Annotated in this window: 11 protein-coding genes; 8 read left to right on the forward strand and 3 right to left on the reverse strand. The window is 76.4% G+C overall.

The annotated features are described in order from the left end of the window. The first annotated feature begins 60 nt into the window (after nucleotides 1-60). Nucleotides 61-2676 (forward strand): FtsK/SpoIIIE family DNA translocase, encoded by a 2616-nt coding sequence (locus tag KKR89_RS07475; protein ID WP_208197672.1) that lies wholly within the window; start codon nucleotides 61-63, stop codon nucleotides 2674-2676. Between the two features lie 10 nt (nucleotides 2677-2686). After that, the gene (locus KKR89_RS07480; protein WP_208197673.1) at nucleotides 2687-4861 is read left to right on the forward strand and encodes a putative bifunctional diguanylate cyclase/phosphodiesterase; all 2175 of its coding nucleotides are present in this window, start codon (nucleotides 2687-2689) and stop codon (nucleotides 4859-4861) included. 21 nt (nucleotides 4862-4882) lie between these two features. On the opposite strand, the gene KKR89_RS07485 is transcribed toward KKR89_RS07480, so the two are convergent. Beyond that, nucleotides 4883-6202, reverse strand: coding sequence for a CapA family protein (locus tag KKR89_RS07485; protein ID WP_251141064.1), 1320 nt, complete (start codon nucleotides 6200-6202; stop codon nucleotides 4883-4885). A 110-nt stretch (nucleotides 6203-6312) separates the two neighbouring features. Here KKR89_RS07485 and pgsA point away from each other — a divergent pair, with 110 nt between their 5' ends. The 3 genes from pgsA to KKR89_RS07500 all read left to right on the forward strand — a co-directional run bounded on the left by pgsA (nucleotide 6313) and on the right by KKR89_RS07500 (nucleotide 8000). Continuing rightward, nucleotides 6313-6906 (forward strand): CDP-diacylglycerol--glycerol-3-phosphate 3-phosphatidyltransferase, encoded by a 594-nt coding sequence (gene pgsA / locus KKR89_RS07490; protein WP_208197674.1) that lies wholly within the window; start codon nucleotides 6313-6315, stop codon nucleotides 6904-6906. An 11-nt stretch (nucleotides 6907-6917) separates the two neighbouring features. Beyond that, nucleotides 6918-7403, forward strand: coding sequence for a CinA family protein (locus KKR89_RS07495; RefSeq protein WP_208197675.1), 486 nt, complete (start codon nucleotides 6918-6920; stop codon nucleotides 7401-7403). A 234-nt stretch (nucleotides 7404-7637) separates the two neighbouring features. Then, nucleotides 7638-8000, forward strand: coding sequence for a helix-turn-helix domain-containing protein (locus tag KKR89_RS07500; RefSeq protein WP_208197676.1), 363 nt, complete (start codon nucleotides 7638-7640; stop codon nucleotides 7998-8000). A 34-nt stretch (nucleotides 8001-8034) separates the two neighbouring features. Here the strand turns inward: KKR89_RS07500 and KKR89_RS07505 are convergent, their stop codons facing one another. Together KKR89_RS07505 and KKR89_RS07510 are read right to left on the reverse strand one after the other, a co-directional pair. After that, nucleotides 8035-8856: a DNA-formamidopyrimidine glycosylase family protein gene (locus KKR89_RS07505; protein ID WP_208197677.1), complete on the reverse strand. Its 822-nt coding sequence runs from the start codon at nucleotides 8854-8856 to the stop codon at nucleotides 8035-8037. Between the two features lie 36 nt (nucleotides 8857-8892). Next, on the reverse strand, nucleotides 8893-13977 hold the full coding sequence (locus tag KKR89_RS07510) for an Lhr family helicase (protein WP_208197678.1): 5085 nt from the start codon (nucleotides 13975-13977) through the stop codon (nucleotides 8893-8895). 65 nt (nucleotides 13978-14042) lie between these two features. Between KKR89_RS07510 and KKR89_RS07515 the strand changes: the two genes are divergently transcribed. The 3 genes from KKR89_RS07515 to KKR89_RS07525 are packed head-to-tail and all read left to right on the forward strand — an operon-like array spanning nucleotide 14043 to nucleotide 17286. After that, nucleotides 14043-14285 (forward strand): DUF3046 domain-containing protein, encoded by a 243-nt coding sequence (locus KKR89_RS07515; RefSeq protein ID WP_208197679.1) that lies wholly within the window; start codon nucleotides 14043-14045, stop codon nucleotides 14283-14285. Nucleotides 14286-14290: 5 nt separating this feature from the next. Continuing rightward, the gene (locus KKR89_RS07520; RefSeq protein ID WP_208197680.1) at nucleotides 14291-16489 is read left to right on the forward strand and encodes an alkaline phosphatase family protein; all 2199 of its coding nucleotides are present in this window, start codon (nucleotides 14291-14293) and stop codon (nucleotides 16487-16489) included. Further along, on the forward strand, nucleotides 16486-17286 hold the full coding sequence (locus KKR89_RS07525; protein WP_208197681.1) for an MBL fold metallo-hydrolase: 801 nt from the start codon (nucleotides 16486-16488) through the stop codon (nucleotides 17284-17286). The genes KKR89_RS07520 and KKR89_RS07525 overlap by 4 nt, the downstream gene beginning before the upstream one ends. The last annotated feature ends 42 nt before the right edge of the window (nucleotides 17287-17328 follow it).

A 17328-nucleotide genomic window follows, 5' to 3' on the forward strand; every position in this document is an offset into this window, starting at 1 on the left:
CGGGCGACACGGGCGCCCGCCAGCGGGGCCCCGGGCCGTCGCGACGCTACCGTGAGGACCATGGCGACCCGTACGACCCCCGGCCCCGCGCGTCCGACGCGTGCCTCGGGTGCGCCGCGGTCGCCGAAGGGCGCGTCGGCGCGCGGCGGCACCCGCCCCGCAGGCCGCCCGGCGGCGGCACCGACCCGGCCCGCGCTCCCGCTGCGGATCGTGCGCGGCGTCTGGATGGGGGCGGCCCACCTCGTCGGTGGCACCGCGCGCCACGTCGGCGCCGGGGCGCGCGAGCTCGACCCCGCGCACCGTCGCGACGGCCTCGCGCTGACGCTCGTGGGGCTCGCGGTCGTCGTCGCCGCGCGGGAGTGGTGGGACCTGTCGGGCACCGCGGGTGACGTCATCCACAACGTGGTCGCCGGCACCTTCGGCGTGGTCGGCGTGGCGGTGCCCGTCGTGCTGCTGGGCCTGGGGGTCCGGCTCATGCGCCACCCGGACCGCGTGCAGGCCAACTCGCGCATCGGCATCGGCCTGACGGCCATCACGGTCGCCGTCTGCGGCATCGTGCACCTCGCGCAGGGCCTGCCGTCCACGCAGGACATGGTGGCGGTGCGTGCCGCCGGCGGCATCGTCGGCTTCGGCGTCGGCACCCCGCTGGCCACGCTGCTCACGACCGTCGTCGCGGGGCTGCTCCTCGGGATCCTCGCGTTCTTCGGCGTCCTGGTGGTCACCGCGACCCCCGTGCACCTGATCGGTCCGCGGCTCGCAGGGCTCTACCGCCGGCTCACGGGCCACCACGAGGAGCTCGCCGACGGGCCGGACGAGCCCCTCGTGATCGAGGCCCTCCACAGCGCGCGCCCCGAGGCGCCGGCCAAGCCCACGCGCCGGCTCCTGGGCCGCCGTCGGGCGCAGGAGGCCGCGGCGCCCGACGACGGCCGCCTCGACGAGTACGTGGGGGACGAGGCGTTCGAGCGCGCCGCCGTCGTCGCGCGCGAGGAGGAGGAGGCCGCGGCTGCCGCCGCGGCCGACGCGGTCGCGACGCGGCGCATGGTGCCCGCGACCTCGAGCGCCGCCACGGCCGCCGTCGACGCCGACCTGCCGGCCCCGCCCACGAGCGGCGTGCCGCGCGGCGAGCAGCCGATGCTCGAGGGCGACGTCGTGTACATCCTGCCGACGGAGGACGTCCTCGCGAAGGGGCCGCCGCACAAGGTGCGCTCGGCCGCCAACGACCGCGTCGTGGAGTCGCTGACGTCCGTGCTCGACCAGTTCGAGATCGACGCGCAGGTCACGGGCTTCACCCGTGGCCCCACCGTCACGCGGTACGAGGTCGAGCTGGGCCCCGCCGTCAAGGTCGAGCGCGTCACCGCGCTGAGCAAGAACATCGCGTACGCGGTCGCGAGCGCCGACGTGCGCATCCTGTCGCCGATCCCCGGCAAGTCGGCCATCGGCATTGAGATCCCGAACACCGACCGCGAGACCGTCGCGCTGGGCGACGTCCTGCGCTCGTCGGCCGCCAAGCGCAGCGAGCACCCCATGGTCATCGGCGTGGGCAAGGACGTCGAGGGCGGGTACGTCGTCGCCAACCTCGCGAAGATGCCCCACCTGCTCGTGGCCGGTGCGACCGGCGCGGGCAAGTCGTCGTTCGTGAACTCGATGATCGTGTCGATCCTCATGCGCTCGACGCCCGACGAGGTCCGCATGATCCTCGTCGACCCCAAGCGGGTCGAGCTCACGCTCTACGAGGGCATCCCGCACCTCATCACCCCGATCATCACGAACCCGAAGAAGGCTGCCGAGGCCCTCGAGTGGGTCGTGCGGGAGATGGAGGCGCGCTACGACGACCTCGCCATGTTCGGGTACAAGCACATCGACGACTTCAACGCAGCGGTCCGCGTCGGCAAGGTCAAGCCGCTGCCCGGGTCGGAGCGCAAGATCGCGACCTACCCGTACCTCCTGGTCATCGTCGACGAGCTCGCCGACCTCATGATGGTCGCGCCGCGCGACGTCGAGGCCTCGATCCAGCGCATCACGCAGCTCGCGCGTGCGGCCGGCATCCACCTCGTCCTGGCGACGCAGCGCCCGTCCGTGGACGTCGTCACGGGTCTGATCAAGGCCAACGTGCCGTCGCGCCTCGCGTTCGCGACCAGCTCGCTGACCGACTCGCGCGTCGTGCTCGACCAGCCCGGCGCCGAGAAGCTCATCGGGCAGGGTGACGCGCTGTTCCTGCCGATGGGTGCCGCCAAGCCCATGCGCACCCAGGGTGCGTGGGTCTCGGAGTCGGAGATCCACGCCGTCGTCGAGCACGTCAAGACGCAGCTCAAGCCGATCTACCGCGAGGACGTGGCGGTCCAGGCCGTCAAGAAGCAGGTCGACGACGACATCGGCGACGACCTCGACCTGCTGCTCCAGGCCGCCGAGCTCGTCGTGACGACGCAGTTCGGCTCGACCTCGATGCTGCAGCGCAAGCTGCGCGTCGGGTTCGCCAAGGCGGGCCGGCTCATGGACCTGCTCGAGTCGCGCGAGATCGTCGGGCCGTCCGAGGGCTCCAAGGCGCGCGAGGTGCTGCTGCAGCCCGACGACCTGCCGGCCACGCTCGCGATGCTGCGAGGCGAGCCCGGGCCGGCGGCGTCCCCGCAGGCCGACGAGGAGAGCGACGGCGGGCACGTCCCCGCCGACGACGACTGAGCGGCGCGGCGTGGACGCAGGTTCGGTCGGCCCGTACAGCATCGTCACCACCGTCATCGCCGTCGTCGCGGTCGTCGCGCTCGGCACGGTGCTGCTCCTGCTGCGCCGCGAGCGCGCGCAGGCGCGCCGCAACGCCGATCTCGTGCGCGTCGCGCGCCAGCTGCACCGGCGGTACGACGCGCTCCAGCAGGTGACCAGCGAGGGCGTCGTGGTGCAGTCCCGCGACGGCGTCGTGCTGGACCTGTCCGAGCGCGCGGCCCAGATCCTCGGCGTGACGCGCGACGCGGTCGTGGGGATGCCGGTCGCGCGCATGCCCCTCGTCCTGCTGGACGACCGCGGGCTCGCGGTGAGTCCCGGACTGGTCCTCGGCCGCCACGACGCCGAGGTCGACGAGCGGACGACGGTCGTCACGCTCGTCCCGCCGGGGTCGGGTGCGCGGCCGTCCGTCGTGCAGGTGACCAGCCGCAGGATGCCGGCTGACGACGGCGGCGAGACGGCCGTCCTCACGACGGTCGTCGACATCACGGCACGCCACGACGTCGAGGTGGCGCTGTCGCGCAGCGAGACGCAGTTCAAGGTGGCGATGGAGAACGCCCCCATCGGCATGGCGCTGGTGGACCTCGACTGGCGGATCACGGAGGCGAACGTCGCGTTCGCCGAGCTGCTTGGCACCCACGCGTCCGCGCTGCGCGGGTACCGGGTCGACGAGCTGAGCGCGCCCGAGGACCGCGCACCCCAGCGCATGGAGATGGACAAGCTCCTCGGGGGTGGGCAGCAGCGCTTCTCGCTCGAGATGCGCTGCCGACGCGCGGACGAGCAGCTCGTGTGGGTCGTGCTCGACGCGGCCCTCGTGCGTGACGCGGACGGTGGGGCGGACCACTTCGTCGTCCAGGTCCGCGACGCGACGGAGTCGAAGATGCAGGCCGAGATGCTCACCCACCGGGCGATGCACGACCCGCTCACGGGCCTGGCGAACCGCACGCTGCTGCAGGAGGTGCTGCAGGCGGCCCTCGCGCAGCCGGGCGCCGTGGACCGGATCGCCGTCCTCGCGTGCGACCTCGACGGCTTCAAGGCGATCAACGACCGGTACGGGCACGCGGCGGGTGACGACATCCTCGTGCACGTCGCGGGCGTGCTGCGGGCGGCCACGGCCGGCAACGGCACGGTGGCGCGTCTCGGGGGTGACGAGTTCGTCGTCGTGCTGCAGGACGTCCACGCGGCGAAGGCCGTGTTCGAGGTCGCGAACGAGATCCACTCGGGCCTCTCCGAGCCCGTCCGCGTGGGGCGGCGACGCCTCGGCGTGCGGGCGAGCATCGGCATCGCCCTGGCCGAGCCGCACCTCGTCGAGGCGGGCGCCCCGACGCTCCTGGCGGCCGCGGACGCCGCGCTGTACCGCGCCAAGCAGACGGGTCGCGGCCGCACCGAGGTGTACGACACGTCGATGGAGCTCGCCGCGCCCTCGAGCGTGCACCGTGAGCTGGTGCAGGCTGTCGAGGCGGGCGAGATGGTGGTGCACTACCAGCCGATCGTCGACCTGTCCGACGCGCGGGTCGTCGGCTACGAGGCGCTCGTGCGGTGGCAGCACCCGCACCGGGGCCTGCTGCTGCCGGGTGCGTTCCTGCCCCAGGTGCAGGAGGCGGGGGTCTCGGTGCTGCTGGGCCAGCTGGTCGCGACGCGCGTTGTGGAGTTCCTCGCCGCGCACGCGGACGACGGCCGGTGGGTGTCGGTCAACGTCTCGGCGGACCAGCTGGGCGACTCGGAGCTCGCGACGCGGCTGCTGCAGGACCTGTCGCGGCACCGCGTGACGGCCGGGCGCCTCGTGCTCGAGCTGACGGAGTCGTCGCTCGTCGCGTCCGGCACGCGGATCCGGCACGAGCTCACCCAGCTGTCGGCGGCCGGCGTGCCGATCCTCCTCGACGACTTCGGCACGGGGGTCTCGCCCCTGTCCTACCTGCGGGACCTGCCGGTCGCCGGCGTGAAGCTCGACATGTCGTTCACGTCCGGGATCCCGCACGACCCCACGGCGGGGAAGGTCGTGCGCGCACTCGGGGCGCTCGCGCGCGAGCTCGCGATGGTCACCATCGCCGAGGGCATCGAGAACGAGGAGCAGGCCGACTTCCTGCGGCGCAACGGCTGGCGGTACGGCCAGGGCTGGCTCTACGGGGGCGCCCGGCCGATGGAGTGAGCGCGGGCCGCGGCGCCGCGGTCAGCGGGTGCGGGGCACCACCGTGGGCGGCGGTCCGCTCGCCAGGGCCGGTGTCGTGCGCTCCGGCGCACCGGCGCCGGCGGCCTCGCGCACCAGCCCGAGGCGACGCGCGACCTGCGAGGCGTCGAGCGTGGCCGTGCCGTCGGGGATGTCGGCGAGGGCGTGCACCCCGTGCCCCCCGCGGCGGTCGACGGTGATCGGTGTCCACTGCACACCGACGACGCGCGCGGGGCCGGCCGCGGTACCGGCGGCGGGGTCGGCGCCCGGCGCGACGACCTGCGCCGTCAGGAGCAGGCCCGAGGCGGTGTCGGCCACGCAGCACGCTTCGTCCTGGTTGGACACGTAGTTGCCCAGACCGTAGGCGACCCACATGCCCTGCCCGCCGGGGCCGCCGGCGAGGTGCTCGACGGGCTGCGGCACGTGCGCGTGGTGCCCGATGACGAGGTCCACGGCACCCGACGCGGCGAGCTGCTGGGCGAGGGTGCGCTGCACGTCCGTCGGGGCGGTGCGGTACTCGGTGCCCCAGTGCAGGCTGAGCAGGACGACGTCGGCCCCGGCGGCACGGGCGTCCGTCGCACGCCGGACGAGGTCGTCCGCGTCGATGAGCCGGACCGACCACGGCTTGTCGACGTCGACGGGCATGCCGTTGGTGCCGTACGTGGCCGCGAGGTGCGCCACGGTCACGGCCCGGCCGCTGCGCTCGAGGCGGTAGAGCTGCGGCTGCGCGTCCTCGGCGCCCGAGCGGGCGGTGCCGACGTGACCGAGACCGGCGGTGTCGAGCGCGTCGAGCGTCGCGGTGACCCCCGCCCACCCGCGGTCGACCGAGTGGTTCGAGGCGGTCGAGCAGCCGTCCCAGCCCTGGTCGGCCAGGCCGTCGACGAGCTGTGCCGGCGCTCCGAACACGGGGTAGCCGGACGGTGCGGAGCCGGCCGGGGCGACGGGCACCTCGAGGTGGCACAGCGCGAGGTCGGCCGCCTCCACCCAGGGGTCGAGGGGCCCGAGGAGCCGGTCGAAGTCGTAGCCGTCGACGTCCCGGGCCGATCGCAGCACCGGGAGGTGGGGGAGCACGTCGCCCGTGGCGACGACCGCGAGCTCCACGTCGGGCTCGCGGGTGGGCGCGGGCGTGGCCACGGGTGTCGGCGTCGCGGCGTCGAGGTGGGCGCCCGCCACGGTGGGGGCCACGGGCGGGGGCTGCCGTCCCGCCACGGACCCGAACGCACCGGCGGCACCGACGGCGCCGACGAGGACGAGTCCTGTCAGAGCGCCGGCGACGGCAACGGGCAGGACCGGCCGGTGCGGGTCCCGGGCATGACGAGGCACGCCGGGACAGTAGTCGGTCACCCGTCCAGGTGAATGCCGCCGAACGGGTGGTGCTGCGGGCGAAGTCGTGCGCGGTCCGGTGTGCGTGGCGCGGCCCGTAGGCTGTGAGTGTGGTTGTCGACGCTCCCTCCGTGTGGAACCCGGCCAACGTCGTCACCGCTCTGCGGATCGCCGTCGTGCCGTTCTTCGCTCTGGCCCTGCTCGACGACGGCGGACACACCGTCGCCGGACGTCTGCTCGCGACCGCGCTGTTCGTCGCCGCCGCGGCGACCGACCGGCTCGACGGGTGGCTGGCGCGCCGGTCCGGCCAGGTGACGGACCTCGGCAAGCTGCTGGACCCGATCGCCGACAAGCTGCTCATCGGCAGCGCGCTGGTGCTGCTGTCCTGGCTCGGCGACCTGTGGTGGGCGGTGACCGTCGTGGTCCTCGTCCGCGAGCTGGGCATCACCGTCATGCGGTTCTTCCTCCTGCGGTACGTGGTGCTGCCGGCGTCGCGCGGCGGCAAGCTCAAGACCGTCCTGCAGGCCGTGGCGATCTCCCTCTACCTGCTGCCGCTGGCGCACCTGCCCGCGTTCGTCGGGGTCGTCGCCGCCGTCGTCATGGGCGTCGCGGTGCTCGTCACCGTCGTGACGGGGCTCGACTACGTGCGCGACGCCCTGCGGATCCGCCGCGCGGCCGGGGTGCCGCCGGCCGCGGGGCTGTGAGCACCGTGCCTGTGAGCACCGCGCGCGACGTCGCGGCCGAGCTGCTCGCCGCGCTCGCGCGCCGCGGGTGGACCCTCGCCGTCGCCGAGTCGCTGACGGGTGGCCTCGTCACGGCCACGCTCGTCGAGGTTCCCGGAGCCTCGGCCGTGCTCCGGGGCGGGGTCGTCGCGTACGCCACGGACCTCAAGGGGACGATGCTCGGGGTCGACGCCGGGCTCCTCGCGGAGCGGGGCGCGGTCGACCCGGACGTGGCCCGCGCGATGGCGAGCGGGGCGCGGAGCCGGCTCGGGGCCGACGTCGGGCTGGCGACGACCGGTGTCGCCGGGCCCGACCCCCAGGGCGGGCACCCTCCCGGGACCGTGCACGTCGCCGTGGCCACCCCCCGGACCGTGCGCGTGCGCACGCTGGACCTGCAGGGGGACCGTGCGGCCGTCCGTGCCGCAGCGTGTGCGGGCGCACTCGCGCTCGCGCTCGACGTCCTCGCCGACGGCACGTGACAGGACGCACCCGCAGGCGCGCCCGGCCCGTCCGGGAACATGCGGCAGTGCGGTCGCGTTGGGTCGTGTGTGATGACGACCCGACCGCCGGTGGGCGGGGCAGGAGCACGTGTGGGCGGTGCGCGGTACGGTGGACGTCTGCCGGCTCCGCGGCCGGGAGCAGCAGGACCGGCGGTCGCGCAGGCAGTGCGTCCGACCGGTGACCGAGGACACGACGTGAGGGGAGGAGCCCGGATGGTCGTTCTGCGACGAGAGATCGGCGACGTCCTGCGGGACGCGCGCCAGCGCCAGGGGCGGACCCTTCGGGAGGTCTCCTCGGCGGCCCGCGTCTCGTTGGGCTACCTCAGCGAGGTCGAGCGTGGGCAGAAGGAGGCGTCGTCGGAGCTGCTGAGCAGCATCTGCGACGCGCTCGACGTGCCGCTGTCGTTGGTGCTGCGAGAGGTGAGCGATCGCGTCGCTGTGGCCGAGGGCCTCCTGATCCCCGACACCGTCCCGGCGGACCTGACCGCCGCCGCGGGCCTGGGAGGGGTCGACCGCACCATCGGGGGCGACGCCGGATGGGCGATGCCCCGCTCGGAGCTCGCTCCGGTCGGCTGAGCCGAGCGGTCGAGCACGCCCGGACGTCCCGGGCTCAGACGCGGCCGCGCACCTGGCAGCCGGGGCACCAGTACACCTGTCGTTGCGTCGGAGGCGCGCCCACGTCGCCGCGGGCCACCCGCGCACCGCAGCGCGAGCAGGTGCGTCCCTCGCGCCCGTAGACGGCCGCCTCAGGTCTGCCGGTCGCGACCGACGCCCGGAGCAGGGCACGCGCCGCGCGCAGGACCTCGTCCGCGTCGGTGACCGCGTCCGCGGGGGCCCAGGGCCACCACCCGCGGGCGAAGAGCGACTCCGCCGTGAAGATCGTCCCGATCCCGACCACGACCCGCTGGTCCAGCAGGACCTCGGCCACCGGCCGTGCGCCCTGCGCCGACCAGCGTCGCAGGGCCTCGTCGATCCCGGGCGTCGGCAGGTCGAGGACGGGCGGCCCTGCCCACGGCACACCCGGAGTGGTGTCGAAGTCGCCGTCGAGCACATCGGGCCCCAGGTGGCCCAGGAGCGCACGCTCGGCGCTCGTCGGCACGACGTCCAGCATGCCGAGCTGGTAGCCGACCGCGGTCCAGCGCTCGTCGCCCAGGACGGCGCGCACCTGGGGCGAGCGCGCGGCCGCGCGTTGCTGCGTGCTGGGGACCAGGCGCCACGTGCCGTCCATCCGCAGGTGGGTGTGGAGCGTGCGGCCGTCGTCGAACCGCGTCAGCAGGTGCTTGCCGTACGGGCGGGTCCCCAGGACCGTGCGGCCCCTCAGGTCCACGGTCGCGGCGGTCGGCCAGCGCAGGTCGGCCCGCACGAGGCGGCGTCCCGCGAGGGCGCGGTCGAGGTGCGCGGCCGTGCGGCGCAGCACGTCACCCTCGGGCATCGTCGTCCCGTGCCGACGACGTGGGCCCGGCCGGCGTCATGAGGCCTGCAGCCGCAGACCGCGCGGCGTCGTGAGGAACCCGGCGGCGGTCAGCGCGGTCGCGGCGGGCGACGCGAGCACGTCGGAGGACAGGACCTGGGCGCCGTCGATGCGCTCGACCGTGAGCCTGCCGACGTGCCGGGTGCGCGTGGTGCCGACCAGCGCGGCGGCAGCGGCGGTGAGGACGGCTGCGTCGTCGGTGAAGGTCAGCAGCGTGCGCCCGCCCCGCTCGAGGTACATCGCCAGGGCGCCGTCGACGAGCGTCACCAGCGCGCCGGCCTTGCGGCCGGGACGGTGGCGGGCCGCGTCGCGTCCCTCGGGCACGTCGGGCCACGCCAGCGCGGCACCGTAGGGGTTGGCGGGGTCGGTCGCCGCCAGCACGACGACCGACGGCGTGTCGCGCGCCGACGAGGGCGTGATGGTCCCGTCCGACCACGTGGCGGGCCCGGCGGGCGCGCCCCAGGCGGGCGGTGGGACGTCCTGCCAGGGCAGGTGCGGGCCGGCAGGGGGCGCCTCACGCCGGTCGGCCGCGCGCTCGCGCGCCCGCTCGACCACGTCCGCGTCTGCCCGCAGGCGGTCGACCGCTCCCGGCAGGGCGAACTGCGAGCCGCCGAGCCGCTCGACGAAGTAGCCGCGCCGCACCTGCCCGGCCTGCTCGAGCGCGGCGAGCACCCGGTACACGGGCGCGAAGCGACCCCCGATGCCCTCGGCGGGGGCCACCGCCCGGGTGAGCACCCCGTGCCGGTCGAGCAGCTGCGCGGCGAGCGCGTGCGCGCGCACGGTCACGTCGGGCTCACGCGCGGGCAGGAGGGACCAGCGCCCCGCCCCGGGACCCGCCGCGGCGCCGGCGGCACGCGCGTGGGCGCCGTCGCGCACGGACGGCGGCAGGCCGAGCCGCCCGCCCGCCCGCAGCCCGAGGCGCGGCCGCAGCGGCCGGCCGCGCGCCGGTGCGCTGCGGGTGCGGTGCGCGGTGGGCCCTCCTGCGAGCCAGGCGCGCAGCGGGCCGAGCCCGTCGTTGCTCACGCGGCCGGCCCACACGAGGTCCCACAGCGCGGCGAGCACGCCGGCGGCGTCGGGCGGCGCGTCCTCGCCCAGCCACAGCGCCTCCACCCGGTCGACGAGCGCGCCCAGGAACCAGGCGCCCCCACCCTCGAGCGCTGCCAGGACGGCGCGATGCACGGGGCCGGCGGCCGTCGCGTCGGGGTCGTCGAGGTCCGGGACGGGCGCCAGCGTCAGGTCGGCGACGGCGGCCGGGTGCAGCGAGACGAGCCCGTCGTGCCCCGCCAGCGGGGAGTGACCGGCCCACAGCACCTCGCCGGCCGACATGAGCTCGTCGAGCATCCCCGGCACGTAGTCCGGCACGCGGGCCGGCAGGACGTGCGACTCGAGCGCGGACGCCGGCACCGCGAAGCCGGCGAGCTGCTCGACGACGCGGGCCACCGCGTCGACCCCCCGCAGACCGCTCGGCCGGCGGCCGACGACCTGCACGCCCTGCCAGGACGGGAGGAACACGCCGAGGGCCTGGGGGTCGACGGGCTCGACCTGTGCGCGCAGCGCGGCGAGCGAGCGCTGGCGCAGGCGACGCAGGACGTCCGCGTCGCAGAACTCGTCACCGGTGCCACCCAGGACGTCGGGGCGCAGCCGTCCCTGCACCAGCACCCGGGAGCTCTCGAGCCTGCGCAGGACCTCGGTGACCACCGCGATGCCGAGCCCGAACCGGGCGGCGGCCTGCGCGGCGGGGAACGGGCCCCGCGTGCGGGCATGACGGCGCAGGAGGTCCGCGAGCGGGTCCGGCAGCACCTCGGTGAACACCTCGGGCACACCGACGGGCAGGGCGACCCCGAGCGCGTCACGCAGGCGCCCGGCGTCCTCCACGGCGGCCCACTGCTCGGCGCGGTCGGCAGGCACGCCGGCGAGGCGCACGCGGATCGCACGACGCGCCGCCGCGAGCTCGTCGAGCCACGCGGGGACGTCGTCGCGCACCTCGGGCCGCGTGCGGGCCGCGACGTCCGCGGCCGTCAGCGGCCCGTGCCGCCGCAGCACGTCCGCGACCTGCTCGAGCGAGCCCGCCTGCCGGTCCGGGGCCGTGCCCCCGAGCTCCGCCTCGGTGCGCTCGACCGCCTCGGGGTCCAGCAGGTCCGCGAGCTGGGACTCACCGCCCGTCCCGAGCAGCTCCGCCAGCAGCGTCGGGTCGAGCGTGAGCGCGGCGGCCCGGCGCTCCGCGAGCGGCGCGTCACCCTCGTACAGGAACTGGGCCGTGTAGCCGAAGAGCAGCGACTGGGCGAAGGGTGAGGGGTGCGGCGTCGTGACCTCGACGACGCGCACCCGTCCGGCCCCGACGTCGCGCATCAGCCCGATGAGCGCCTCGGTGTCGAAGTCGTCCTGGAGGCACTCGCGCACCGCCTCGAGCAGGATCGGGAAGTCGGGGAACCGCGCGGCGACCTCGAGCAGCTGGGCCGCGCGCTGCCGCTGCTGCCACAGCGGCTGGCGCCGGTCCGGGCGGCGCCGGGGGAGCAGCAGCGCCCGGCCGGCGGCCTCGCGGAAGCGCGCCGCGAACATCGCGGACGCGCCGAGCTCGTCACGGACCGACGCCAGGACCTCGTCGGGGTCCAGCAGCAGGTCCTCGAGCGTGAGGCGCGGGCCGGCGTCCGCGCCGGCCTCGTCGTCCCATCCCACGTCGGCCGCACCGTCCAGCACGTCGGGCAGGCGCAGCACGATGCCGTCGTCGGCGTGCATGGCGGCGGCGTCCACGCCGTACCGCTCGCGCAGGCGTGCCGCGAGCACGAGCGCCCAGGGCGCGTGCACGCGAGCCCCGTACGGCGAGTGCAGCACGATGCGCCAGTCGCCCAGCTCGTCCCGGAAGCGCTCGACGACGACCACGGTGTCGCTCGGCAGCTGGCCCGTCGCCTCCTGCTGGTCGCGCAGGTAGGCGAGCAGGTTGTCGGCCGCCCAGGGGTCCAGGCCGGCACCCTCGACCCGCGCCCGTGCACCGGCGTCGGGCAGGGCTCCCACCTCGCGCACCCACGCGCCGACGGCGCGGCCGAGCTCGGCGGGACGGCCCCGGGCGTCGCCCTTCCAGAAGGGCAGCCGGCCCGGGACGCCCGGTGCCGGCGTGACGAGCACGCGGTCGGGCGTGATGTCCTCGATGCGCCACGTGCTCGAGCCGAGCGTGAACGTGTCCCCGACGCGGGACTCGTAGACCATCTCCTCGTCGAGCTCGCCGACCCGCTTGCCGCCGCGCAGGCGGCCGCCGGACCGCTCGGCGTCGGCGGGGACGTCGGACGTCTCGCCGCCGCCCGCGAGGAACACGCCGAACAGGCCGCGGTCCGGGATGGTGCCCCCGCTCGTCACGGCGAGGCGCAGCGCCCCGGGACGTCCCGAGACCACGTCGGCGACGCGGTCCCAGACGATGCGCGGACGCAGCTCGGCGAAGTCCTCGGACGGGTACCGCCCCGCGAGCATGTCGAGCACCGCGTGCAGCGTCGCGTCACCGAGCCGCGCGAACGGCGCCGCGCGGCGCAGCACGCGCGCGAGGTCCTCGACGGGCCAGTCGTCGACCGCGACCATCGCGACCACCTGCTGGGCGAGCACGTCGAGGGGGTTCGCCGGGACCGACAGGGCCTCCAGCTCGCCGGTGCGCATGCGCTGGGCCGTCACGGCGGCGGGCACGAGCTCGCCGCGGTGGGTCGGGAAGACCACGCCGCGCGACACGGCGCCGACCTGGTGACCCGCGCGGCCGACGCGCTGCAGCCCGCTCGCGACGGAGGGCGGGGCGCCGACCTGCACGACCAGGTCGAGCGCCCCCATGTCGATGCCGAGCTCGAGCGAGCTCGTCGCCACCACCGCGGGCAGCCGGCCCGCCTTGAGCTCGGTCTCGGTGCGGGTGCGCTCGGCGCGGCTCATCGACCCGTGGTGCGCGCGCGCGACGATCGTGCCGGCGTCGCGCGTGTCGACCCCGGCGGACGTCCCTGACTGCCCGGGCACGGCGGCGGCGCGCACCGCCCCGGGGTCGGGAGGCTGCGCCCCCTGGCGCTCCGCCCACACCTCGTTGATGCGTGCGGTGAGCCGTTCGGCCCCGCGCCGCGAGTTGGTGAACACCAGCGTGGAGCGGTGGGCCGCCACGAGGTCCACGACCCGCTCCTCGACGTGCGGCCAGATCGAGGCTCGCGGCCGCTCGGCGTCCGGTGCGGCGGGTGCCGTCCCCGGTGCGGGTGCGCCGAAACCCGCGAGGTCGGGGTCGATGCCCGGGCCGCCGTAGCGGTTGACCGTGCCCGGGGTCGTGCCCGCGGCGCCCGGGCGGGCGGCGGCCGCGAGGTCCCCGAGGTCGGGCACGGGGACCACGACCTGGACCTCGATGACCTTCTGGGACGGTGGCTGCACGACGACGACGGGGCGACCGCCGTCGTCCGGCTGACGCGCGCCGCCCAGGAACGCCGCGACGGCGTCGACCGGACGCACGGTGGCCGACAGGCCGACCCGCTGCGCCGGGCCCGGCCCGCCCTCGCCGGCGAGCAGCGCGTCGAGCCGCTCGAGGCTCACCGCGAGGTGCGCACCGCGCTTCGTCCCCGCGACGGCGTGGATCTCGTCGACGATGACGGTGCGCACGCCCGCGAGGCCGCGCCGCGCTCCCGACGTCAGCACGAGGTAGAGCGACTCGGGCGTCGTGATGAGCACGTCCGGCGGCGTGGTCGCGAAAGCCCGCCGTTCCGCAGGCGGCGTGTCGCCGGTGCGGATGCCGACCGTGACCTCCGGCAGGGTCGTGCGCAGGCGCGTCGCGGCCTGCCGGATGCCCACCAGCGGCGAGCGCAGGTTGCGCTCGACGTCCGTCGCGAGGGCCTTCAGGGGTGAGACGTAGACCACCCGGCACCGCTCGGCCGGGTCGGCCGGGGGTGCGCCGGTCAGGAGCCCGTCGAGCGCCCACAGGAACGCCGCGAGCGTCTTGCCGGACCCGGTGGGTGCCACCACCAGGGCGTGGTCACCGCCCGACACCGCCTCCCAGGCACCGAGCTGCGCGGCCGTGGGCGCGTCGAACGCACCCGTGAACCACGTACGGGTCGGCTCCGAGAAGCGGTCGAGCACCACCGGGCCATTGTGTCGGCACGGGCTGACACGCGCGCGGTCCGGCCTGCCGGTGGCACGCTGGTGCCGTGAGGAACCGCGAGCTTGCCGACCTGGTCGCCGACGTGCTGGGCCCCGTCGAGGGCCGGCTCCTGCTCGAGGAGCTCGTCCTCGGTGCCCTCGGCGACCGCACGGGCGCCGCCGCCCTCGCCGACGGGGTCGAGCCGCGCGACGTGTGGCACGCGCTGTGCGACGCGCTCGGCGTCCCCGAGTCCGCGCGCTGGGGGACGGACCAGCACCGGCAGGCGCCGCCCCGGCACGCGGGGCGCTGACCGGCGTGGCCGGTGCCCCGGCCGCGCCGGAGGGCGCGCCCCCGCCCGTCGACGGCGACCCCCGCCCCGGGCGGCGGAGCCGCGCGCGCTGGCTGCCCCGCGTGGTCGACGTCGGCGACGCCCTGTTCTCGCTGGTCGTCACGGCGCTCGGCCTGGGCGCCGCGGTCGCGCTCGTCGACGGGGTCGCCCTGACGTCGCCCTGGGGGCTGCTGCTCGCGGCGCTCGCCGTCGGCCTGGGTGACCTGCTGCTGCGTGCCCCGCTGCGGCTGCTCGCGGCGGTCGCGGGCGCCGGGGGAGCGCTGGTCGCCGGTGTGGCGGCGCAGGTGCTCGTCGTGTGGGTGGCCCTGCGCCTGGTCCCGGGCGTGACGCTGACGTCCGGGTGGTCGGTGCTGTGGGTGCTCCTGCTCACGTCCGTGGTCATGGCCGCGGGGCGCTGGGTCTGGGGTGCGAGCGACAACGCGTACGTGGTCGCGGACGTCGTGCGCCGCGCCCGTCGCCGCACCGGGCCGTCGGCGGGCGCGGGTGCGTCGCGTCCGCCCGGCATGCTCGTCGTGCAGCTCGACGGCGTCAGCGCGCCGGTGCTCGACCAGGCCGTGGACGCCGGTCTCGTGCCCACCATGCAGCGCTGGGTCGAGCAGGGCTCCCACCGGGTCGACACGTGGTGGGCGACCGTCCCCTCCACGACGCCGGCCGCCCAGGCCGGCCTCCTGCACGGGGCCGCGGACCGGATCCCGGCGTTCCGCTGGTGGGACCGCGCGCTGGGCCGCCTGGTGGTGACGAACCACCCCGACGACGCCGCCCTGGTCGAGGACAGGCTCAGCGACGGTCGGGGCCTGCTGCACGACGGTGGCACCGCCGTCGCCACCATGTTCTCCGGTGACGCGTCGTCCGCCTTCCTCGTCATGAGCCGCGGGCGCCGGCAGGGCATGGGGCCGGGGCGCGGCTACGCGCGGGTCTTCGCCCGGCCCTTCGTGCTCGCGCGGGCCGTGACGCTGACCGCCGGCGAGGTCGTCAAGGAGCTCTACCAGGCCCGCCGGCAGTCGGTGCACGACGTGCGCCCGCGCGTGCCGCGCGGCGGGTGGTACGTCGTCCTGCGCGCGGTGACGAACGTGCTGCTGCGTGACCTGGCCACCTCGCTCGTCGCCGACGCGCTCGTGCGTGGCGACCCGGTCGTCTTCGTCGACCTCGTGGACTACGACGAGGTGGCGCACCACGCCGGCCCGACGCGGCCCGAGTCGCTCCGGTCGCTCGAGGGCCTCGACCAGGTGCTGCGCGTCCTGGAGGAGGTCGCCCGCGTCGCACCGCGGGCCTACGACCTGGTCGTGCTGTCGGACCACGGGCAGACGCTGGGCGCGCCGTTCGAGCAGGTCGAGGGGCGCTCGCTGCTCGACACCGTCCGCGCGCTCATGGCGCAGCCGGGCGCCGACGGTGTGCAGAGCACGGACGGTGAGGACTGGGGGCCCGTCAACGCGCTGCTGAACGGCCTGCTGGGGCGTCCCGGCGACCGCGTGGTGATGGGGCCGGACGCGGGCGGCGCCCGGCGGCGCGGTCGGACGCGCCACGAGGACGGCGTCCCCCGCGTCCGGGAGCACGGCCGGGCCCCGGCCGCCCACGGGGACGTGCCGGACGTGGTCGTCGTCGGCTCGGGGAACCTCGGGCTCGTCTGGTTCCCCGGCGGACCGCAGCGGCTGGTCCTGGAGGACCTCCAGGAGCGGTGGCCGCGCCTCGTGCCCGGCCTGGCGGCCCGCCCGGCGGTCGGCGTCGTCGTGGTCGACTCGCGGGCCCGGGGGCTGGTCGCGGTCGGTGCCCGCGGCCTGCGGCTCCTGGAGGCCGAGGGCGACGTCGTCGAGGGGGAGGACCCCCTCGCGCCGTACCCGGGCAGGGCGCGCGCCGACCTGCTGCGCGCCGCGCGGCTGGCGGACACCGGCGACCTGCTGCTCGTCTCCGCCGTCGGGCCCCGCGGTCGCGTGCACGCGTTCGAGGGTCAGGTGGGGTCGCACGGCGGTCTCGGCGGGGAGCAGAACCTCGCGTTCGTCCTGCACCCGACGGACCTCGTCATCGACGACGCGCGGTGCGAGGACGTCGACGGGAGGCGGGTGCTCGTCGGCCCGGACGCCGTGCACGGCCAGCTCGTGGCGTGGCTCGTCGAGCGCGGCGTGCGTCCCGCGGGCGTCCCGGCGGGCCGCGTGCAGGAGGACGTGTGAGCGCGCAGGTGCGCTGGCTCGGCCACGCGACGGTCGTGCTGGACGTCGGCGGCGTGCGGATCGTGACCGACCCCCTCCTGCGGCGTCACGCGGGTGTGCTGCGACGGCGCGGCGGCCGGGCCCCGTCGGCGTGGGGCTGGCACCGTGCGGACGCGGTGCTCGTGTCGCACCTGCACCACGACCACGCCGAGGTCGGGTCGCTGCGCATGCTCGGTGCCGTCCCGGTGCTCGCCGCGCCGTCGAGCGCGTCCTGGCTCGTCCGGCAGGGCCTGCGCGGGGTCGGCCTCGCGCCGGGGGAGTGGCGCACGGTCCGGGGCAGGGCCGGCGGGGCGGCGCAGGTGCGCACGGTGCCCGCGGAGCACGGGCACCGCCCGATGCCGCACCGCCCGAACGCAGCGACGGGGTTCGTGGTGCGCGGTGGCGGCCTGACCGTGTGGTTCGCGGGGGACACCGGCCCGTTCCCCGGTCTCGCCCGCGTGCCGGAGCTCGCCGGTGCACCGATCGACCTGGCGCTGGTGCCGGTCGGCGGGTGGGGCCCGCGGCTGTCGGGCGGGCACCTGGACCCGGTGGAGGCGGCACGGGTCTGCGCGCTGGTGGGAGCGCGCGTCGCCGTGCCCGTGCACTGGGGCACGCTGCACGCCCCGGCGTCCCGCCGGCTGCCGCCGGGGTGGATGGACCGGGCCGGTACGGCGTTCGAGGCCGCGGTCCGCAGGGTCGCCCCCGGCGTCCGCGCGTGCGTCCTGCGGCCGGGCGAGGCGGTGACGGTCGCGCCGGGGGACGACGCGCCTGACGCGTGACGACACGCGCGTGTCGTGTGCTCGTCGAACAGGTGTTCGGGT

The sequence above is a fragment of the Cellulomonas dongxiuzhuiae genome (assembly GCF_018623035.1).
GTDB classification, from domain to species: Bacteria; Actinomycetota; Actinomycetes; order Actinomycetales; family Cellulomonadaceae; genus Cellulomonas; species Cellulomonas dongxiuzhuiae.